The 19,419-nt window shown below is 74.2% G+C and carries 17 protein-coding genes; 7 read left to right on the top strand and 10 right to left on the bottom strand.

Annotated features, from left to right (window positions below; translation table 11 throughout):
• Window positions 1-14: 14 nt before the first annotated feature.
• The 3 genes from M8330_RS07425 to glgA all read right to left on the bottom strand — a co-directional run bounded on the left by M8330_RS07425 (window position 15) and on the right by glgA (window position 4,159).
• Window positions 15-1,274, bottom strand: a complete 1,260-nt coding sequence (locus M8330_RS07425) for a DUF1501 domain-containing protein (protein ID WP_250826802.1) — start codon at window positions 1,272-1,274, stop codon at window positions 15-17.
• Between the two features lie 10 nt (window positions 1,275-1,284).
• Window positions 1,285-2,748 (bottom strand): DUF1800 domain-containing protein, encoded by a 1,464-nt coding sequence (locus M8330_RS07420; protein WP_250826801.1) that lies wholly within the window; start codon window positions 2,746-2,748, stop codon window positions 1,285-1,287.
• 211 nt (window positions 2,749-2,959) lie between these two features.
• Window positions 2,960-4,159 (bottom strand): glycogen synthase, encoded by a 1,200-nt coding sequence (glgA, locus tag M8330_RS07415; RefSeq protein WP_250826800.1) that lies wholly within the window; start codon window positions 4,157-4,159, stop codon window positions 2,960-2,962.
• 128 nt (window positions 4,160-4,287) lie between these two features.
• Here glgA and glgC point away from each other — a divergent pair, with 128 nt between their 5' ends.
• The gene (glgC, locus tag M8330_RS07410; RefSeq protein ID WP_250053098.1) at window positions 4,288-5,532 is read left to right on the top strand and encodes a glucose-1-phosphate adenylyltransferase; all 1,245 of its coding nucleotides are present in this window, start codon (window positions 4,288-4,290) and stop codon (window positions 5,530-5,532) included.
• Between the two features lie 76 nt (window positions 5,533-5,608).
• On the opposite strand, the gene M8330_RS07405 is transcribed toward glgC, so the two are convergent.
• Window positions 5,609-6,190: a mismatch-specific DNA-glycosylase gene (locus M8330_RS07405; RefSeq protein ID WP_250826799.1), complete on the bottom strand. Its 582-nt coding sequence runs from the start codon at window positions 6,188-6,190 to the stop codon at window positions 5,609-5,611.
• A 19-nt stretch (window positions 6,191-6,209) separates the two neighbouring features.
• Window positions 6,210-7,496, bottom strand: coding sequence for a phosphodiester glycosidase family protein (locus tag M8330_RS22400; RefSeq protein WP_250826798.1), 1,287 nt, complete (start codon window positions 7,494-7,496; stop codon window positions 6,210-6,212).
• Between the two features lie 101 nt (window positions 7,497-7,597).
• On the opposite strand from M8330_RS22400, the gene M8330_RS07395 reads away from it, so the two are divergent.
• Window positions 7,598-8,770 (top strand): site-specific DNA-methyltransferase, encoded by a 1,173-nt coding sequence (locus M8330_RS07395; RefSeq protein WP_250826797.1) that lies wholly within the window; start codon window positions 7,598-7,600, stop codon window positions 8,768-8,770.
• Between the two features lie 12 nt (window positions 8,771-8,782).
• On the opposite strand, the gene M8330_RS07390 is transcribed toward M8330_RS07395, so the two are convergent.
• Together M8330_RS07390 and M8330_RS07385 are read right to left on the bottom strand one after the other, a co-directional pair.
• A complete protein-coding gene (locus M8330_RS07390; protein ID WP_250826796.1) occupies window positions 8,783-9,064 on the bottom strand; it encodes a hypothetical protein in 282 nt (93 codons plus the stop codon).
• A 61-nt stretch (window positions 9,065-9,125) separates the two neighbouring features.
• Window positions 9,126-10,649: a WS/DGAT/MGAT family O-acyltransferase gene (locus tag M8330_RS07385; RefSeq protein ID WP_250826795.1), complete on the bottom strand. Its 1,524-nt coding sequence runs from the start codon at window positions 10,647-10,649 to the stop codon at window positions 9,126-9,128.
• Window positions 10,650-10,882: 233 nt separating this feature from the next.
• Between M8330_RS07385 and M8330_RS07380 the strand changes: the two genes are divergently transcribed.
• The 3 genes from M8330_RS07380 (at window position 10,883) to M8330_RS07370 (ending at window position 13,297) form a co-directional block, all read left to right on the top strand.
• Window positions 10,883-11,584, top strand: a complete 702-nt coding sequence (locus tag M8330_RS07380; protein ID WP_250826794.1) for an HNH endonuclease family protein — start codon at window positions 10,883-10,885, stop codon at window positions 11,582-11,584.
• A gap of 167 nt (window positions 11,585-11,751) precedes the next feature.
• The gene (locus M8330_RS22395) at window positions 11,752-12,138 is read left to right on the top strand and encodes a hypothetical protein (protein ID WP_250826793.1); all 387 of its coding nucleotides are present in this window, start codon (window positions 11,752-11,754) and stop codon (window positions 12,136-12,138) included.
• 37 nt (window positions 12,139-12,175) lie between these two features.
• Window positions 12,176-13,297: an FUSC family protein gene (locus M8330_RS07370; RefSeq protein WP_250826792.1), complete on the top strand. Its 1,122-nt coding sequence runs from the start codon at window positions 12,176-12,178 to the stop codon at window positions 13,295-13,297.
• 34 nt (window positions 13,298-13,331) lie between these two features.
• Here M8330_RS07370 and M8330_RS07365 read toward each other — a convergent pair whose 3' ends face one another.
• Entirely contained in the window at window positions 13,332-14,459 is a 1,128-nt protein-coding gene (locus M8330_RS07365) for a glutamate--cysteine ligase (RefSeq protein WP_250826791.1), read from the bottom strand.
• Window positions 14,460-14,611: 152 nt separating this feature from the next.
• On the opposite strand from M8330_RS07365, the gene M8330_RS07360 reads away from it, so the two are divergent.
• The gene (locus M8330_RS07360) at window positions 14,612-16,165 is read left to right on the top strand and encodes a threonine/serine exporter family protein (protein WP_250826790.1); all 1,554 of its coding nucleotides are present in this window, start codon (window positions 14,612-14,614) and stop codon (window positions 16,163-16,165) included.
• A gap of 22 nt (window positions 16,166-16,187) precedes the next feature.
• Here the strand turns inward: M8330_RS07360 and M8330_RS07355 are convergent, their stop codons facing one another.
• On the bottom strand, window positions 16,188-17,027 hold the full coding sequence (locus tag M8330_RS07355; protein ID WP_250826789.1) for an SDR family NAD(P)-dependent oxidoreductase: 840 nt from the start codon (window positions 17,025-17,027) through the stop codon (window positions 16,188-16,190).
• Window positions 17,028-17,109: 82 nt separating this feature from the next.
• Here M8330_RS07355 and M8330_RS07350 point away from each other — a divergent pair, with 82 nt between their 5' ends.
• Window positions 17,110-17,778, top strand: a complete 669-nt coding sequence (locus M8330_RS07350; protein ID WP_250826788.1) for a TetR/AcrR family transcriptional regulator — start codon at window positions 17,110-17,112, stop codon at window positions 17,776-17,778.
• A 232-nt stretch (window positions 17,779-18,010) separates the two neighbouring features.
• Here M8330_RS07350 and rocD read toward each other — a convergent pair whose 3' ends face one another.
• Window positions 18,011-19,258, bottom strand: coding sequence for an ornithine--oxo-acid transaminase (rocD, locus tag M8330_RS07345; protein ID WP_250053113.1), 1,248 nt, complete (start codon window positions 19,256-19,258; stop codon window positions 18,011-18,013).
• Between the last annotated feature and the right edge of the window lie 161 nt (window positions 19,259-19,419).

Genomic DNA, 19,419 nt, shown 5'->3' with positions numbered 1-19,419 from the left:
CTCGACCACCGAGGTCAGAGCGAGGTCATCGCCCCGACGGTCTCGGGGGTGAAGCCGGGGAAGACGGTGGCGACGGAGGCCGAGGTGCGGGTGGCGACGACCTCGGCCAGCACCGAGCGGTAGTCGGTGGTGACGGTCAGGTCGGCGTCGTAGGTGTTCTCCAGGCCGGGCCACGTGCCGTAGTAGCGACCGCCCCGGACGCCCGCGCCGAGCAGCAGCATCACGTTGCCCCAGCCGTGGTCGAGGCCGTAGTTGTCGTTCTCGACGACGCGACGGCCGAACTCGGAGAGCACCACCACCGTCACCCGGGAGGCGACGTCGCCGAGGTCGGTGAAGAACGCCGCCAGCGCCTTGGCCAGGCGGCGGGCGTTGGTGTTCATGTTGCCCCACGACAGGGTGCCGAGGTCGGTGTGCATGTCCCAGTCGCCCTGGTCGACGGTGATCACGCGGGCCCCGACGTCGCCCTTGAGCGTGCGGGCCACCGAGGACAGGGCCGTGCCCAGGTCGGTGGTGGGGTAGTCGCCCGGGGCCACGGCCTTGGCCGGGGCGAGGTCCGCGACCGCGTCCACGGCGCTGCGCAGGCTGCCGGCCAGCGGGTGCCCGGAGCGGCCCCACATGCGGTGCAGCGAGCGCAGCCGGTCGTCGGTCGGGTCCCACTGGTCGTCGCCGGCGACCACGGCGTCGTCCAGCGCGCTGAACGACATCCGCGCGGCCGGCCCGAACATCGCGGTCGACTCGGTGCCGACGCTGATGCCCTGGAGCGGGCCGTCACCGGGGAGGTCGCCGACGAGCCGGTTCAGCCAGCCGACCCGCTCGGTGCTGCCGGGGTTGGCGTCCTCGACCTCCTCCATGGCGGCGAAGTGCGAGCGGTTCGGGGCGGGCAGCCCCGTGGCGTGGACGGCGGCCACCGACCCCGCCTGCCACAGCGGCAGCAGCGGCGCCAGCTCGGGGTGGAGCCCGAAGAACCCGTCCGAGGCGAGCACGGCGGAGGCCGGCACGGCGATGCGGGGGCGGGCCGCGGCGTAGACCGGGTCGCCGTGGGGCACGACCAGCGACATCCCGTCGGCGGCGCCGCGCAGCGAGAGCACCACGACCGAGCCGGTGCCGGAGCCGGCCTCGGCGGCCGCGACGGGGGAGGACTGCACGACGGCCGAGCCGACGGTCCACGCGGCGCCGGCCACGCCGAGGCCGCGCAGCACGCCGCGGCGGGTCAGGGCGGTGGCACGGGCGAAGTCCTCGCAGCAGCCGGGCAGAGGGGCGGAGGTCTGGGTCATCGGTCGCGCCTCACCGGGAGTAGTGACGGGGGTGGTCGAGGAGGACGGCGAGGAGCCGGTTGAGCTTCCAGGTGAGCACCGCGCTGGAGGCGGTGACCGTGGTGTCCGGGTCGACCGAGCAGGCCTCGCAGGCCGCGCGCAGGACGTTGCGGTTGGACGGGCGGCCGTGCAGCAGCCGCGCCAGGTGGTCGACCAGCTGCGCGAAGGTGACCGGCAGCGGCGTGGGCGCCCAGTCGCTCGGCTGGAGGAACTCCACGCCCTCCGAGGGCCACCAGCCGCCCGCCATCACCCAGTGGATCTCCATCGAGGCCATCGCCCGGGACGCGGTGGCCCAGGCGCTGTTGTGGATCGGCTGGCCGTCGGGCCGCGGCCAGGCCATCGGCACGAGCCCGACCTTCTGGGCCTGCCAGATCATCGCGTTGGCCGCGTCGTCGTCGGAGGTCGGCTGCTGCACCCGGGCCTGGAGCACCCGGTAGGTGGCCACGACGTCCTCGGCGGGGTCGCGGAGCTTGGCGTCCTGCGAGAGCCGGAAGGCCCGCGAGCGCAGCAGCACGCGCAGCACCGGCACGATCGCGGTGTCGTTGTCCAGGTAGGTCTGGGCCATCCGGCGCACCAGGCCCTCGCCGACGTCGTCGCCGATGAACTTCACCGCCAGCCGGCGGGCGATGCGCAGCGCGGTCTCGGGGCGGTGCGCCAGGTGACGCAGGAACCGGTCGGTCAGCGCCCGGCCGTCGGGGTCGGTGTTGGCGTCGGTGAAGTCGCCGACGCTCACCGCCCCGGTCCAGTGCTGGTCGGTGTCGTAGTAGGGCGCGAAGGTCGTCCACATCCGCACGCGCCAGCCGGTGAGGATGCGGGCGGCGTTCTTGACGTCGTCCTCGGTGTAGGCACCGACGCCGACCGTGTGCAGCTCGAGGAGCTCGCGGGCGAGGTTCTCGTTCGGGTGGCTCTTGGTCGAGGTCGCCTGGTCGAGGTAGAGCAGCATCGCCGGGTGCGTGATCGCGGCGGCCAGCATGTCGTCGAAGCGGCCCAGCGCGTGGGAGCGGATCAGCTCGCCGTAGGGCGCCCGGTGGGTGGCCTGGGCGTCGCCGTCGGCGGTGACGTGCAGGTGACCCTCGAAGAGCTCGGTCATCACCTCCAGCACCTGGAGGTCGGAGTGGACCCGCCGGGTCATCAGTCGGCGGCCGTAGTCCCACATCACCTCCCACACGCCGCGGACGTCGTCGACCTGGCGCTGCCACAGGGTCGCGGCGTCCTTGTTCAGGTCGGGCCACCAGTCGAAGAGGACGTCGGGGTCCTGGCTGCGGGTGGCGGCAGCGCTGACCTGCTGCTCGAACCACCGCAGCCCTCCGCCGGCGGCCTGCACCTCGGCGACGAGGGCGGGGTTCGTGCCGTAGCTGAACCGCGACGCGACGAGGCGCGAGCGGCGTGCCAGCACGGGGGTGCTGGTCCAGCGGGCAGGGGTGTAGTCAGGCACCGTGGCTCCGGGTCGTTCAGGGGGAGCTCGGAGCAGGGTGGGGGGTGCCCGAGCAGAACCCATGGTGAGCACCTCTGATCGGCGGTGAGGTGCGTTCCCTGAGATGTAGGCAGGGGTACCTACTCGTGACCCTGGGGTGGTGGTCCGTACGACCGGTACGGCCTGGCCCGAAGTGACTATGCGGGTGGGGGTATCGGTCCACCCGGGAGGATCAGGACGAGGCGGCCAGCACCTCGCGGTAGACGTCGAGCGTGCGCTGCGCGACCGCGGTCCAGGAGAAGTGCTCCACCGCCCGCTCGCGCCCGGCGCGCCCCATGCGCGCGGCCCGCTCGCGGTCACCCAGCAGCGAGGTGAGTGCCCCCGCCAGGTCGGAGACGTAGCGGTCGGGGTCCAGGGGCGTGCCGGTGTCGTCGTCCGCCTGGTCGATGGGCACCAGCAGGCCGGTCTCGCCGGGCACGACGACCTCGGGGATGCCGCCGGTGGCCGTGGCCACCACGGCCGTCTCGCAGGCCATCGCCTCGAGGTTCACGATGCCCAGCGGCTCGTAGATCGAGGGGCAGGCGAAGACGTCGGCGCTGGTCAGCAGGGCCGTCACGTCGGCACGGGGGAGCATCTCCGCGATCCACACGACGCCGTCGCGGCTCTCGCGCAGGTCGGCGACGAGGCCCTCGACCTCGGCCATGATCTCGGGGGTGTCCGGGGCGCCGGCGCACAGCACCAGCTGCACCTCGGGCGGCAGCGCGGCGCACGCCCGCAGGAAGAGCGGCAGGCCCTTCTGCCGGGTGATCCGACCGACGAAGATGACGGTCGGACGGTCCGGGTCGACGCCCAGCGCGCGCACCCGCTCGGCGTCGTGGTGCGGCGCCCAGTCGGCGGTGTCGATGCCGTTGTGGACCACGTGCACGCGGGCCGGGTCGATGCTCGGGTAGGAGCGCAGCACGTCGTCGCGCATGGCGGCCGAGACGGCGATGACGCCGGCGGCGGCCTCGTAGGCCGTCTTCTCGGCCCACGACGAGACGCGGTAGCCGCCGCCCAGCTGCTCGGCCTTCCACGGCCGCAGCGGCTCCAGGCTGTGGGCGCTGACCACGTGCGGGGCGCCGTGCAGCAGCGAGGAGAGGTGGCCCGCCATGTTGGCGTACCAGGTGTGGGAGTGCACCAGGTCGGCGCCGCCCGTGGCGGCCGCGATCTCCAGGTCCACCCCGAGGGTGCGCAGCGCCGCGTTGGCGCCGGCCAGGCCGGCCGGCTCGGCGTAGGACGCCGTGCCCGCCTCGTCCCGGGGGGCGCCGAAGGCGTGGACGCGGGCCTCCACCCCGTCCACCGCGCGCAGCGCACGCACCAGCTCGGCCACGTGGACGCCGGCACCGCCGTAGACCTCGGGCGGGTACTCCTTGGACAGCACGTCGACTCGCACGAGGCGGAACCTACTCGCCCGGTGCGGGGTGCGTCAGCAGGCTGTCCGGGACGGACCTGACGCCGCACGGGGTATTTCTGCCCCGAGGCACTGCCCAGGAGACCCTGCAGGGCGTTAACCTCCCCGACATGCGCAAGCGGGGGAAGAAGGTCCTGGCCATCGTCCTGGCCGGCGGTGAGGGCAAGCGCCTCATGCCGCTGACGGCGGACCGCGCGAAGCCTGCGGTGCCCTACGCGGGCATCTACCGCCTCATCGACTTCGCGCTCTCGAACGTCGTGAACTCCGGCTACCTCAAGGTCGTCGTGCTCACGCAGTACAAGTCCCACAGCCTCGACCGCCACATCACCTCGACGTGGCGCATGTCGACCCTGCTGGGCAACTACGTCACCCCCGTGCCGGCGCAGCAGCGGCTCGGCCCGCACTGGTACCTGGGCTCGGCCGACGCCATCTACCAGTCGCTGAACCTCATCCGCGACGAGCAGCCCGACATCGTCGTGGTCGTCGGCGCCGACCACGTGTACCGGATGGACTTCTCCCAGATGGTCAAGCAGCACGTGCGCTCCGGCGCCGCCTGCACCGTCGCGGCGATCCGCCAGCCGATCGGCCTGGCCAACCAGTTCGGCGTCATCGACGTCGTGCCCGAGGAGCCCACGCGCATCCGGGAGTTCCTCGAGAAGCCGTCGGACCCGGTGGGCCTGCCCGACGCCCCGCACGAGGTGCTGGCCTCCATGGGCAACTACGTCTTCGACGCGCAGGCGCTGGTCGAGGCCGTCACCCGGGACGCGGCCACCGAGGGCTCCAAGCACGACATGGGCGGCGACATCGTGCCCGCGTTCGTGGCGCAGGGCGCCGCCGGCGTCTACGACTACCAGGACAACGAGGTGCCCGGCTCCACCGAGCGCGACCAGGGCTACTGGCGTGACGTCGGCACGCTGCGCTCCTACTACGAGTCCCACATGGACCTCGTCAGCCCGCTGCCGGTCTTCAACCTCTACAACCAGGACTGGCCGATCTACACCGCCTACGGCCCGCAACCGCCGGCGAAGGTGGTGCAGGGCGCGGACGGCAGCCCCGCCAGCGCGGACGAGGCGGTGCTCTCGCCCGGGGTCGTGCTGACCGGCGGGCACGTGCGGCGCTCCGTGCTCAGCCCCGCGGTGCGGGTCGAGGACGGCGCCGAGGTGACCGGCTCGGTGCTGCTCGACGCGGTGCGCGTGGGCGCCGGTGCCGTGGTGCGCAACGCGATCCTGGACAAGAACGTGGTGATCCCGCCCGGCGTGCAGGTGGGCGTCGACCCGGCCGCCGACCAGGCCCGCGGGTTCGTCGTGCAGGAGGGCCTCACCGTCATCGGCAAGGGGCAGACGTTCCCCGTCTGAGCCCCCTGTCCGAGCCCCTGTCCGAGCCCCGGTCCGAGCGCCCGTCCGAGCCCCGTCCGAGGTCCCTCCAGGCAGCTCAGAGCAGCCCGGCCGCCCGGCCGACCTCCGCGTAGGCGGCGGCCAGCGAGTCGACGGTCTCGTGCGCGTTGAGCCCCGAGGGGTTGGGCACGACCCACAGCTCGGACTCGCCCCAGCCCTCGGGCTGCCGCCCGGGCACCGCCTTGCGCTCGCCGAACGCCGTCCGGTACGCGGTGATCCCGGCGACCGCCACCACGGCGGGGCGCTCGCGCTCGACCAGGGCCCGCAGCGCCGCGCCGCCCTCGCGCAGCTCGTCGTCGCCGAGCTCGGAGGCCTTGGCCGTGGCGCGGTGGGCGAGGTTGGAGATGCCGATGCCCCGGGCGCGCAGCCGCTCCCGGTCCTCCGGCGTCATCCCGGCCGCGGGGTCGATCGCGTGCTCGAGGACGCCGGCGCGCAGCAGCGCCGGGTAGAACCGGTTGCCGGGGTGGGCGAAGTGCGTCTGCGTCGCCGCGGTCCACAGCCCGGGGTTGATCCCCACGAACAGCAGCCGCAGCGGCTGGCCCGGCCCGGGCAGCAGGTCGGGCACGCTCGTGTCGCGGAACGTCTCCAGCTCCGCGCGGCTGAAGGAGCGGCGGGTCACCTCGGGCTCATCCCCGCCGTCATCCCCGCCCGGGCTTGTCGTAGGTGACGACCAGCGAGTTGGCCACGGAGCGCTCGGCGCCGTCCGAGGGCGTGTTCACCAGCCGCAGGCGACCCTGCCGCCGCACCGCCATCGTGGTCGAGCCACCGCCGTCGAGGTTGAGCGCCTCGTCGGCGCCCAGCTGCTGCATGACGCCGACCAGCTCGGCGAGGGTGAACCCGCGGCTGCGCGAGCTGCGGCCGTCCACGGCGAGCAGCAGCAGCTCCTTGGTGTCGCGGTCGATGCCGATCACGGTGCGCGGCGCGGTCTCGGTGTCGTCGAGCTCGCGGCCCACGCCGTCGTCGATGATGATCCGGCTGCCGGTCAGCGCCAGCTGCGGCTGACCCACCAGGCCCTTGCGGACCTTGACCCGCTCGCCCCTGCGGAGGGACGCCAGGGCCTTCGCACCGGCGCCGCGGCCGACGAGCACCATGCCCCAGCCGCGCTTGCCACCCACGACCTTCGCCCGGTTGGCCGCGACGCGCCCCTTGCGCACGATCACCATCCGCACGCCCTGCCGCCGGCCCTCGACCACGGCCCGGCCCGGCGAGTAGGTGCCCCAGTGCCGCGTGTAGACGCCGATGCCGCCGGGCAGCACCGTGGCGCTGTTGACGTTGGTCAGCTGCCCACCCGGCACGCCCACGACGCGGCCGTAGAGCTGGGCCTGCTCGAAGACGGGCCGGCCGCGCGAGGTGAGCATGAACGTCTGGTTCCAGTCCCGCGCGCGGGCGTTGAGCAGCCCGCGGCTGGGGGAGAGGGCGGTGCCGAGCGGCGCGTTGGTGCCGTGGATGTCGAAGAAGTCCCCGTTCACGGCGGCCACGAAGCGGCGCTGCTCGCCCAGCATCGTCCGCACGCGCGAGAGGCCGGTGATGCTCGAGCCGTCCTCCACGTCCAGGCCCACCCCGCGCTGCCTCAGCGAGACGGTGAGCAGGGTGGCGCGCGTGGTCCCGCGCGAGGACGTGGCGGAGAGCCGGGTGAACGAGACGCCCGGGCGCACCTCGGTGACCGCGCCGGTGCGCGTCGCGACGCGCCCGCCGGTCGCACCGCCGAGCACGACGGAGGAGCCGTCGTCGTCGGCGACCGCGCGGCCGGACTCGCCGGTGGAGGAGACCGCGTCCCGGTCCAGGACGAGCCGTCCGGTGCGCTCCCGCTCGGCGCTCGTGCCGCGCTCGGACCCGTCCGCGGCGAGCGCGGTGCCGAGCGGTGCGGCGAGCGCGCCCGCGGTCACGAGCGCGACCAGGCCGGCGAGGGGGCGACGGGGGATCACGGCGACGAGGGTAGGTCGGTGGTGGGGCGGATCGGGGAGAATCGCCGGGGCTCGTGGCCGATCCGTGACCCGGCCGCCCGCCGGCGTCCTACTGTGCACCCGTGACGCCGCAGAACACCTTCCTCGAGGGCGACAACCTCGAGGTGCTGGCGCGCCTGGCCGCCGAGGGAACCCGCTTCGACCTGGCCTACCTCGACCCGCCCTACAACACGCGCAGCGACCTGGTCTACGACGACGCGGTGGGGCGGGGGCGCGGCCGGCACCAGGCCTGGACGGCGGCGCTGCGGCCGCGGCTGGAGGCGGTGCTGGCGCTGCTGGAGCCCACCGGAGCGCTCGCGGTGAGCATCGACGACCACGAGGTGGCGCACCTGCGGCTGCTGCTCGACGAGGTGGTGGGGGAGCAGAACCTGCTCGCCCAGGTCGTGGTCAACCTCAACCCCAAGGGTCGCCAGCTGGGCGGCGGCTTCGCCACCAGCCACGAGTACCTGCTGGTCTACGCGGTCGACTCCGCGTCCTGCGTGCTCGACGCCAGCACCGCCGACACGGTCGACGAGCGGGACTTCGGGCACACCGACGAGGCCTCCGGCCGCCGGTACCGGCTGCTGCCGCTGCGCAACACCAACAAGCGGTTCACCCCGGCCAGCGCGCCCACGCTGCACTACGTGTTGCACGGCGACCCGGCCTCGGGGCGGGTGGCGACGACGCCGTTCGCCGGCTCGGAGGAGATCACCCCCGTCTTCGGCGACGGGCAGGCGGCGGTGTGGCGGTGGTCGCCGCCGCTGGTCGCCGAGCGCGGCGGGGAGGACCTCGTGTGCCGGCGCGTGCGCGGGCACCGTGGCGAGCGGGTCGACGTCTACCAGCGGGACTGGCTGCACGAGGGCCGCCGCAAGAAGCTGACGACGGTGTGGCTGGCCGAGGAGGTCGGCTCCACCGACACGGCCGTGGCCGAGCTGAAGGACCTCGTCGGCCACGTCTTCTCCAGCCCCAAGCCCACCGGCCTGCTGCGCCGCCTGCTGGGCACCATGCCCGCCGACGCCCGCGTGCTCGACCCGTTCGCGGGCTCCGGCACGACCGGGCACGCGGTGGCGCTGCTCAACGCCGAGGACGGCGGCACCCGCACGTCCACCTCGATCGACCGGGCCGCCCCGCTGCGCACCGACTCACCGGCCGGGCGGACCGCCCTGGCCGCCGGTCACGCCACCGTCGCCGACGTCACCCGGGCGCGGCTGCGCGCCGTCGACGCGCGCCTCGGTGGCGGGCTGGTCTGCGGCTGAGCCGCGCGGCGCTCAGTGCGGCAGGCCGTCCGGCACCGGGCTCTCGACGGGGTCCTCCACCTCGAGCAGGGCGAGGACGTCGGCGTCGGGGGCGGGTGCGCTGCTGCCCAGCAGGTACAGCCCCGCGGCGAGCAGGGCGGGCAGGGCTGCGGCCGGCAGGACGTCGTCGGCCTCGAGCAGCCTGCCGAGCACGACCCCGGCGACGCCGGCGAGCGCGGCGACCAGCAGGCAGCCGCCGACGGTGCGCGCCAGCCAGGTGAACAGGCGGGTCCGGTGGAGCATCTGCGCGAGCACGGGGCCTCGATCCGGGACGGGTCGGCCCAGCGCCGACGACGAGCGCCGATCATGACACGGGTCAGGCCACGCCGACGGCGTTCTCGAGGTCGGCCAGCTCGCCGTCGAGGTGGGTCAGCAGCCGCTGGAGGGAGGGCACCGTGCGCCGGCAGCCGGTGACGCCGAACGCCATCTGACCGGTGTAGGAGGTGCAGGTGACGTTGAGCGCCATCCCCGAGATCGGGATCGACAGCGGGTAGGTGCCCACCAGGCGCGCACCGTTCCAGTACAGCGGCTCGCGCGGCCCCGGCACGTTGGAGATCACCAGGTTGTACGGCGGGCGGACGAGCCGGCCCAGGCCCAGGAGCGGGCCCAGGATCGCCGGCGCCTGCCCGAGCGCGCTCATTGCCAGCACCTGGGTGGGCGTCATGGCGGAGAGGGCCTGCTTGCCGTCGGTCATGGAGGCGGCCACGTGCGCGAGCCGGTCGGCCGGGTCGGCCAGGTGGGTGCCGAGCGAGGCCATGACCGCGCCGATCGCGTTGCCGCCGTCCGTGGCCGCCAGGTGGGAGCGCTCCGCGTGCAGCGCCACCGGCACCATCGCCACGAGCGGGGTGGCGGGCAGGGCGTCGTGCTCGAGCAGGTAGCGGCGCACCGCGCCGCTGGTCATCGCGAGGACGACGTCGTTGATGGTGGTGCCGGCCGCCTTGCCCACCAGCCTCAGCCGCTCCACGGGCCAGTCCTCGGCGGCGAACCGGCGTGACCCGGTGATCGGCCGGTTGAAGATCGTCCGGGGCGCGTGGAAGCTCAGCGCGCCCGTCTGGTCCTGCGCGCCGCGCAGCACCCCGCGCACCACCGCGCCGGGCATGCCGGCGGCCTCGGCCAGCACCCCGTACCCGGTGCGCACGCTGCCGGCCAGGTCGCGCAGCGTGTCCTGCGAGGCCAGCGCCGCCTGGAGCAGCGTGCCCGGCGACCCGGAGACGGGCGGGCCGGGGCTGGTCGTTCCGGGGCTGGTCGTTCCGGGGTTGGGCGATCCGGCGGTGGCCGGGTCCGTCTGCTCGTCGGCGGTGCCGTCGACGTGCGGGTGCCCGGCGCGCTGCGACCACGGCGCCGGCACGTCGCGCGCCTCGGGGTCGGGGGAGAGCACGCTCTGGAGCAGCCGCATGCCCGCGACGCCGTCGATGAGGGCGTGGTGGATCTTGGTGTAGACGGCGACCCTGCCGTCGTCCAGGCCCTCGATGACGTGGCTCTCCCACAGTGGGCGCTCCCAGGCCAGCCGCTGGGCGTGCAGGCGCGAGCACAGCTCGAACAGCTCGCGGTAGCGGCCCGGACGCGGCAGGGCGTTGTGCCGCACGTGGTGCTCGAGGTCGAGCTGGCGGTCGGGCAGCCAGACCAGCTGTCCCGCGGTGCGCAGCGACCGGTAGGGGTGCTTGAGGAACATCGCGGAGACGTCGCCGGCGTCGCGCAGGGACTCGTACATCCCGCGCGTCCAGTCGGGGCCCGCGTCCTCGGGCGGCTCGAAGAGCTGGAGCGCCCCCACGTGCATGGGCATGGACCGGTTCTCGGCCAGCAGGAACGCCGCCGACGTCGGGTCGATGAGGGTGGCCACGGGTCCTCTCGGGGGCAGGAGGGTGAGGCCTGATCATCAAGCACTGTGAGCGGGGCCACAACACCCGGGGCCGTGTCCGCCTGGACCCGCCGGATGCTTCACCGAATACCCACCAGGGTAAAGCTGCAGGTTCGTGCAGCGCAGGTTCCTGGGGCTGGTCGGGGGAGGGAGCGCGGGCGTTCACTGAGTGCCGGAGGTCGGGGCGTGCCCGACCCGGTCCCCAGGAGCACGACATGCACAGGCCCCGTCCGGGCACCCCGATCCAGCGGCCCCTCCTGTCGCTGGCAGGCCTCGCGGGGCTCGCGGTCGCGCTCGTCGTGGGGATCATGCTGATCGCGGGCTCGCCGGCCACGGCCGCGGCCGGGCAGACCTACTCGGCCCCGCTGTCCCGCGCCGTGGCGGACCTGCCCGTGGCCGCCGAGCACGCCACCGGCTACGACCGGGACCTGTTCGAGCACTGGACCGACGCCGACGGCGACGGCTGCGACACCCGCCGCGAGGTGCTGATCAGCGAGGCCGACGACCCGGTGACGGTCGGTGCGGGCTGCTCGCTGTCCGGCGGACGCTGGTACTCCTACTACGACGGCGTCTCCTGGTACGACCCCTCCGACGTCGACATCGACCACATGGTGCCGCTCGCCGAGGCCTGGGGCTCCGGCGCCTGGTCCTGGTCCGACGCCACCCGCGAGGCCTACGCCAACGACCTGGGCGACTACCGCACCCTCGTCGGCGTCACCGACAACGTGAACCAGTCCAAGTCCGACCGCGACGTCGCCGAGTGGCTGCCCGCCCAGCAGCAGTGCCGCTACCTGCGCGAGTGGACGGCCGTGAAGCACCGCTGGGGCCTCTCGGTCGACGCCACCGAGAAGGCCGCCATGACCGACCTCGCCTCCACCTGCAGCGACCTCACCATCACGGTGACGCTCGCCCGCTGACCACCCCCCTCCCGCAGGCGCTGCGGGGCCGTCCTCCGTCCACAGGCCGACCCCGCAGCGCCCCCCTCCCCAGGCGGGACGACGGCGCCCCCACCGCGCCTCGCGCGTCCCTAGCGTCGTGCGCACCCGCCGGGACCAGCCCGGCACCTCCCACCGAGGAGCGCACCGTGCGCCGACCGACCTTCCCCCTCCGCCCCCTCACCCCGTCCCTGCGTGCCCCGTCCCTGGCGATCCTGGTGCTGGTCCTCGGGCTGCCGCTGGGGGTCACCGCAGGCCTCGCCACGGCCGCCGACGGCCCCACCGACGAGGCCCCCGGTGACACGATCGTCGACGTCACCGGGGATGCCGGGAACGGCTTCGGCATCCACCACCTCGACGGCACCGCGCTGTACCCGCCCACCGACTCCGAGGCCCTGGCCGAGTGCTCCGCCTACGAGCGCTTCGGCCACCGGGTGCGATGCCGCACCGAGGTGCGCACCTGGTACCGGGACCTCGCCGACCTGCAGCAGGCGCTCGAGCACGCGCACGACGCGGCGATCGGGGCGACCGTGTGAGCCGTGGCAGGGGGCGGCGGTGAGAGGATCGGTCCTCGTGGAGCCTCGCACCTCGGACGTCCCGTTCTTCCCCGGTGCCGCGGTGCTCCGCCGGGGTCGGCTCTCCTTCCGCGCCCGCCGGGCGCGGCTGCGGGCCAAGGGCTGGCAGGTCGGCCAGGCGGCCGTCGCGGCCGGCGTGGCCTGGTTGGTCGCGCACGACCTGCTCGGCCACGATGCCCCGCTGTTCGCCCCGATCGCCGCCGTGCTCGGCCTGGGCACCACCTACGGCCAGCGGCTCAAGCGGATCGCCGAGGTGACGGCCGGCGTCGCCATCGGCGTGCTCATGGCCGACCTGCTCGTCGCCTGGATCGGCGCGGGCTGGTGGCAGATCGTCGTGGTGGTGGGCCTGGCCGTCTCCGTGGCCGTCATGGGCGGCGGCGGTGCGCTGCTGGTCAACCAGGCGGCCGTCCAGTCGATCTTCGTGCTCGCCCTGCTGCCCACCACCGGGGCCTCGTTCACCCGGTGGATCGACGCGGTGATCGGGGGCGCGGTCGCCCTGGTCGCGGCGACGGTGGTGCCCTCGGCGCCGCTGCGCCGCCCCCGGGAGCAGGCCGCGCGGGTGCTGCGCAAGGTCGCCGTGCTGCTCGGCCACGCCGCGCAGGCGCTGCGCGAGGAGGACGCCGAGCGGGCACGGGCGCTGCTCGTGGAGGCGCGCTCGACCGACGTGCTCGTCCGCGAGCTGCGGGCGGCGGCCGACGAGGGGATGGCGGTGGTCAGCTCCTCGCCGTTCCGGGTGCGGCACAGGCACGACATCCGGCGGATGGCCGACCTGGTGGACCCCATGGACCGGGCGCTGCGCTCGACCCGCGTCCTGGTGCGGCAGGTCTCGGTGGCCACCTACCGGGCGCGCGTGGTGCCCGACGAGTACGTGGCGCTCGTGGACGAGCTGGCGCTGGCGGTGGACGTGGTGGTCGCCGAGCTCGCCGCGGACCGGATGGCCGTGGCCGCCCGCCCGGCCCTGCTCGCGGTGGCGCAGGCCTCCGGGTCCGTGCCCCGCTCCGACGAGATGACCGCCGAGGTGGTGCTCGCCCTGCTGCGCTCGGTGGTCGTCGACCTGCTCATGGTCACCGGCCTCGACCAGCTCGAGGCGACGGAGTCGCTGCCCCCGACCCCGCGCTGAGGCGTCCCGCTCGGCGGAGGGGGTGCGGAGGAGCTCAGAGGCCTGCGCGCAGCTCGCGGACGACGGAGTCGACGACCGCCACCAGGTCGCCCCCGGTGGCCTCGGCGACGCGCCGCTGCCGCTGGTAGGAGGCGCCCCGCTCGACCAGGTCGTTCACCGATGCCAGCTCCGCGCTGCAGCCCAGGCGCTCCGCGACGGGCTCCAGCCGCACGACGAGGTCGGCGAGGTCGTCGGTCACCAGGCGCTCGTTCGAGTCGGCGTCCAGGATGACGATCGCGTCCAGGCCGTAGCGCGCCGCGCGCCACTTGTTCTCCTGCACGTGCCAGGGCGGCATCGTGGCGACCTGCTCGCCGGCGGCCACCCGCTGGTCCAGGTCGACGACCAGGCAGTGGGTGAGCGCCACGAGGGCGGAGAGGTCGGCGAAGGTGGAGACGCCGTCGCAGATCCGGTTCTCCAGCGTGCCCAGGTGCGGCGCGGGCCGCACGTCCCAGCGGATCTCGTTGAGGTGGTCGACCACGCCCGTGGTCAGCTGGTCCTGCGCGAAGGACTCGAACTCCTCCCACCGCTCGAACTGGAACGGCAGGCCGGCCGTGGGCAGCTGCTGGAAGAGCAGGGCCCGGTTGGAGGCGTAGCCGGTGTCCGTGCCCGCCCAGGTCGGGGACGACGCGGAGAGGGCCTGGAGGTGGGGGAAGTAGGTGAGCAGGCCGTTGAGGACGGGCATCACCCGGCTGACCTCGGGCAGGCCGACGTGCACGTGCAGGCCCCAGATCAGCATCTGGCGGCCCCACCACTGGGTGCGGTTGATGAGCTCGGCGTAGCGGTGGCCCTCGGTCAGCTGCTGCGCGCTCCACGAGGCGAACGGGTGGGTGCCGCCGCCGTAGAGGTCGATGCCCAGCGCGTCCGCGGTCGGGACGACGTCGCTCAGGGTGCGGCGCAGGTCCTCGACCGCCTCGCCAGTGGTGCGGCAGATGCCGGTGACCATCTCGACGGTGTTGCGCAGCAGCTCGGAGTGCAGCTTCTCGGGCTGGGCCATGACGGGCCCGGCCGCTGCGAAGAGGTCGGTGGCGTCGTTGCGCAGGTCCCGCGTGGTGCGGTCGACCAGCGCCAGCTCCCACTCCACCCCCAGCGTGGGCTCGGGGGAGGAACGGAAGTCGATGCGCACGGCGACAGCGTTCCACACTCGGCACCGGCCGTGCCCCGCCGCGCGGGGGAGGAGTGGGCCGGATCGGGGCCGGACCAGGGTCGGATCGGGGGCGCATCGGGGGCGGATCGGCTCGATTGGGGTCGCGCCGCGCCTCCTGTCACGATCCGAGGGTGACCCCGCACGACCAGACTCCACCCCCTGACGCAGCGCCCGAGCAGGCCCTCGAGGCGACCGCCGAGGAGGCCGCGCGCCGCGCCGAGCACGAGCGCGAGCAGGAGCGGCTCGAGGCCGCCCGCCGTGAGGCCGTCATGCGCGAGACCGCGCTGGGCCTGGACCTGTGCCTGCGCATCGGCGAGGTGCTGCTCAGCAGCGGCGCCGGCGCCGCCGACGTCTCGGCCACCATGCAGTCGGTGGCCGCCTCGCTCGGCATCCGCAACGTCGACGTGGACGTCACCTTCACCTCGCTGTCGATGACGGCGCAGGAGGAGCTGGGCGACCCGCCGGTCGTCGGTAATCGGCAGGTCAGCCGACGCACCATCGACTACGACCAGCTCACCTCGGTCGACCACCTCGTCCGAGCGCTGCTGCGCGAGGAGGTCGACCTGCGCCAGGCCCGCACCGAGATGGGCCGCATCACCTCGACCGGGCGCTCGCGCCCGCGCTGGGCCGTCACCATCGCCTGGGCCGTCATGTGCGCGGGCGTCGGCCTCCAGCTCGGCGGCAAGCCGCTGGTCATCGCCCTGGCCGCGGTGTCCGCCGTGCTCATCGACCGCATCCAGCACCGGATGGCCAAGCGCCGCCTGCCCAGCTTCTACCAGCAGGTCGCCGGCGGCGGCGTCGCGACGTTGCTGGCGCTGGGGGTGGCGGCCACGCCGCTCCAGATCAACGTCTCCCAGGTCGTCACCGCGAACATCATCATGCTGCTCGCGGGCGTCGGCTTCGTCGGCGCGCTCCAGGACGCGCTCACCGGCTACTACGTGACCGCCTCGGCCCGGTTGATGGAGGCGTTCCTCGCGACCGCCGGCATCATCGCCGGCGTCTCGGGCGGGCTCAGCCTCGGCGGCGCGGTCGGGCTGCCCACCCCCGTCCTGGAGCCGGGCACCTACAACCTGCAGACCGTCGGCATGCTGGTGCTCGGCTCCGCGCTGGCGGCCGCCGGGTTCGCGTACGCCTCGTACGCGCCGCTGCGGGTCCTGCCCGCGGTGGCGGGCGTCGCCGGCGCGGCCATCGTCATCAGCCGCACCCTGGCCGAGGTCGACCTGGCGCGCGCCTGGTCCACCGCGTTCGCCGCCACGGCGGTCGGTCTCGTGGCCTACCACCTGGCCGCGCGGTACCGGGTGCCGCCGCTGGTCGTGGTGGTCTCCGGCGTCGTCCCGATGCTGCCCGGTCTCTCGATCTACCGGTCGCTGACGCTGCTCAGTGAGGGCGGCAGCGCGATCTCCGAGGGTCTGCTGGCGATGGTCGCGGCCATCTCGGTGGCCATCTCGATCGCCTCCGGCGTCATCCTCGGTGAGTACCTGGCGCAGCCGCTGGCGCGCGAGGCCTCGAAGCTGGAGCACCGGCTCTCCGGCCCGCGCCTGGTCGGGCCGCTCAAGGTGCCGCGGCCCAAGCGCCGCAAGCGCGGCTCGACGACCACCGGCAGCCTGCGCACCGTCACGCCCGAGCAGGAGGCGAGCGACCGACGCCGCCGGCAGCGGCAGCGTCCGTCGTCCTCGCCCTCCTGACCGGGCGGGTCGGGGGAGTGGCTCAGGCGCCCTTCTTGGGCGGCATCGCGCGCCGCGCGAACCGGGCCACGACGTCCTGGTAGCGGGAGCCGAGCACGGTGGAGACCAGGTGCAGGGCGTGCGCGTCGGCGCCGACCAGCACCCGGGCCTTCTCCTTCTCGACCCCGGCGAGGATCACCTCGGCGGCCTTCTCCGGCGTCGTGCGGGCCAGGTGCTTGTCGAAGTAGGCGGCGGTGGCGGCCTGGTCCTCCTTGGCGGAGACGCGGGCGCTGCGGGCGATCGCGGTCTTGATGCCTCCGGGGTGGACGGCGGTGACGCCCACCGGGTGGCCGGCGATCAGCATCTCCTCGCGCACGGACTCCGTCATGCCGCGCACCGCGTACTTGGCGGCGTTGTACATCGACTGCCCGGGCATCGACATCAGCCCGAAGAGCGAGGAGATGTTGACCAGGTGGCCCTCGCCGGAGGCGATGAGGTGGGGGAGGAACGCCTTGGTGCCGTTGAGCACGCCGTGCAGGTTCACGCCCAGCAGCCAGTCGATGTCCTCGAACTCGAGGTCGACGAGGTCGCCCGCGAGGGCCACGCCGGCGTTGTTGACGACCAGGTTGACCCGCCCGAAGGTCTCGGCCACGTCGTCGGCGTAGGCCAGGACGGCGGCGCGGTCGGCCACGTCGAGGGTGTCGGTGCGCACCTTGGGGGCGCCGAGCGACTCGGCCAGGCGGCCGGTCTCGGCCAGCCCCTCGGCGTTCACGTCCGAGAGCGCCAGCAGGCTGCCGCGTCGGGCGCAGGCGAGGGAGAGGGCCCGGCCGATGCCGGAGCCGGCGCCGGTGATGACGACGACCTTGTCGCGGAGGTACTGCACGCTGATCACGTCCTAGGGAGGTGCGGGGGTGGGTCTCTCGACGGTATGGCGCTATTGAACAATGGTCAATAGAATGGCCGTCATGAGCAGCGCCCCCCGCGACCCCGCGCCCGCCCGCAGCCGTGGCGGCCGTGTCCGGCTCTCGCCCGAGCAGCGCCGCGAGCAGCTGCTCGACCTGGGCGTGCGGCTCCTGGGCTCGCGGCCGCTGGACCAGCTGAGCATCGACGTGCTGGCCGAGGAGGCCGGCATCTCCCGCGGCCTGCTCTACCACTACTTCGGCAACAAGCACGACTTCCACGCGGCCGTCGTCCGGCGCTCCGCGGACGAGCTGATCGCCCGCACCGAGCCGCCGCGCACGGGTGAGCCGCTGGAGCGGCTGCGGGTCTCCATGGCGGGCTACCTCGACTACGTCGACGCCAGCTACGCCGGCTACGTGTCGCTGGTGCGCTCGGCCGCCGGCGGGGCCGAGGAGCTGCGCGCGATCTACGAGGAGACCCGGACCGTCCTGGTCGACCGGGTCTTCGCCTCCCGGCCGGCGCTGGTGGCCGACGGCCCGATGGTCCGGCTGGCCGTGCGCGGGTGGGCGGCGTTCGTGGAGGAGAGCGTCCTGGCCTGGAAGGGCGCGCCGGTCGACGCGGACGGGCGCCGCGCCGGCGCGACTCGCGAGGACCTGCTCGGCCTGGTCACCGACGCGCTGCCGGCGCTGCTGGCCTCGGCTGCGCCCGAGGCGCTGCTGCCGGCCCCGTCCTGACCCGGCTCCGGAACGAAGCGAGCGCCACGCGTCCGAGGGAGTCTCAGGACCTCGGGAGGCGTGGCGCTCGCGTCCAGGAGTTGCGTCGGCGGGCCTGGGGCCCGCCGGTCCTGCGGCGACCGCGCGTCGTCAGGACGCCGTCAGGCTACCCCTCCGGGCATCCGCCGCAGGCGCGAGCGCCCAGGGTTCCCGACCGGTCCAGACCCGCGGGCCGGACCGGTCCGCACGCGGCTCACTCGCCGCGGACGACCGCCTCGAGCTGGTCCAGGCCCCACGACAGGTCGGCCTCGGAGACGACCAGCGGCGGGGCGAGGCGGATGGTGGAGCCGTGGGTGTCCTTGGCCAGCACCCCCCGGGCCATGAGCTTCTCGCAGACCTCGCGACCGGTGCCGACGGCGGGGTCGATGTCGACGCCCGCCCACAGGCCACGCACACGGACCGCGAGGACGCCGTGGCCCACGAGGGCCTCGAGCCGGGAGCGGAGCACCTCGCCGAGGCGGGTGGCGCGCTCCTGGTACTCGCCGCTGCGCAGCATGGCGACCACCTCGGTGCCGACGGCGCAGGCCAGGGCGTTGCCGCCGAAGGTCGAGCCGTGCTGACCCGGGCGCAGGACGCCGAGCACGTCCGCGTCCGCCACCACGGCGGAGACCGGGACGACGCCGCCGCCCAGCGCCTTGCCGAGCACGTAGAGGTCGGGGACGACGTCCTCGTGGTCGCAGGCGAAGGTCTTGCCGGTGCGGCCGAGGCCGGCCTGGATCTCGTCGGCGGCGAAGAGCACGCCGCGCTCGGCGGTCAGCTCGCGGACACCGCGCAGGTAGCCCTCCGGCGGGATCACCACGCCGCCCTCGCCCTGGATCGGCTCGATCAGGACGCCGACGGTGTTCTCGTCCATCGCGGCGGCCATCGCGTCCAGGTCGCCGTAGGGGACCATCGTGAAGCCGGGCGCGAACGGGCCGAAGCCGTCGTGGGCGTCAGGGTCGTCGGAGAAGCCGACGATCGTGGTGGTGCGGCCGTGGAAGTTGCCGGAGGCGACGATGACGGTGGCCTGGCCCGGGGCCACGCCCTTGGTCTCGTAGCCCCACTTGCGCATGACCTTGATGGCGGTCTCGACGGCCTCGGCGCCGGTGTTCATCGGCAGCACCATGTCCTTGCCGCACAGGTCGGCCAGGGAGGCGCAGAACTCGGCGAACCGGTCGTGCACGAAGGCGCGGCTGGTCAGCGTCAGCTTGTCCAGCTGCTCGTGGGCGACCCGCAGCAGGCCCGGGTGGCCGTGGCCGAAGTTGAGGGCGGAGTACCCGGCGAGCAGGTCGAGGAAGCGGCGACCGTCGACGTCGGTCATCCAGGCGCCCTCGGCGTGCTCCAGGACGACGGGGAGCGGCTTGTAGTTGTGGGCCGTGCGGGCCTCCGCCTCCTGGAAGGCCTGGGTGGTGCGGGTGGCACCGGCCGAGGTGCTCTCGGTGCTGGACTCGGTGACGGTCACGATGTCGCCTCCTGTGCTGCGGGGCCGCGGGACGGCCGTGGTCGGGGAGCGGCCACGGTGCTCGGGCCGCGGGCACGCCGGGCCGCGGCACCGCGGGGGTCTCCTCCACGAGACCAGGTGTGCGGCCGCAAGTCCAAGATTGTCAGACAATCTGACGATGC

This window comes from Nocardioides bruguierae (genome assembly GCF_023656415.1).
GTDB lineage: Bacteria > Actinomycetota > Actinomycetes > Propionibacteriales > Nocardioidaceae > Nocardioides > Nocardioides bruguierae.
The sequence above is the reverse complement of the archived record's forward strand: the minus strand, read 5'-3'. Positions and strand labels throughout refer to the sequence as shown.

Bases quoted from the DNA above. Each gene is read 5' to 3' on its own strand.
- glgC (WP_250053098.1), top strand. From the start codon at position 4,288: ATGCGCAAGCGGGGGAAGAAGGTCCTGGCCATCGTCCTGGCCGGCGGT.
- M8330_RS07425 (WP_250826802.1), bottom strand. From the start codon at position 1,274: ATGACCCAGACCTCCGCCCCTCTGCCCGGCTGCTGCGAGGACTTCGCC.
- M8330_RS07380 (WP_250826794.1), top strand. From the start codon at position 10,883: ATGCACAGGCCCCGTCCGGGCACCCCGATCCAGCGGCCCCTCCTGTCG.
- M8330_RS07350 (WP_250826788.1), top strand. From the start codon at position 17,110: ATGAGCAGCGCCCCCCGCGACCCCGCGCCCGCCCGCAGCCGTGGCGGC.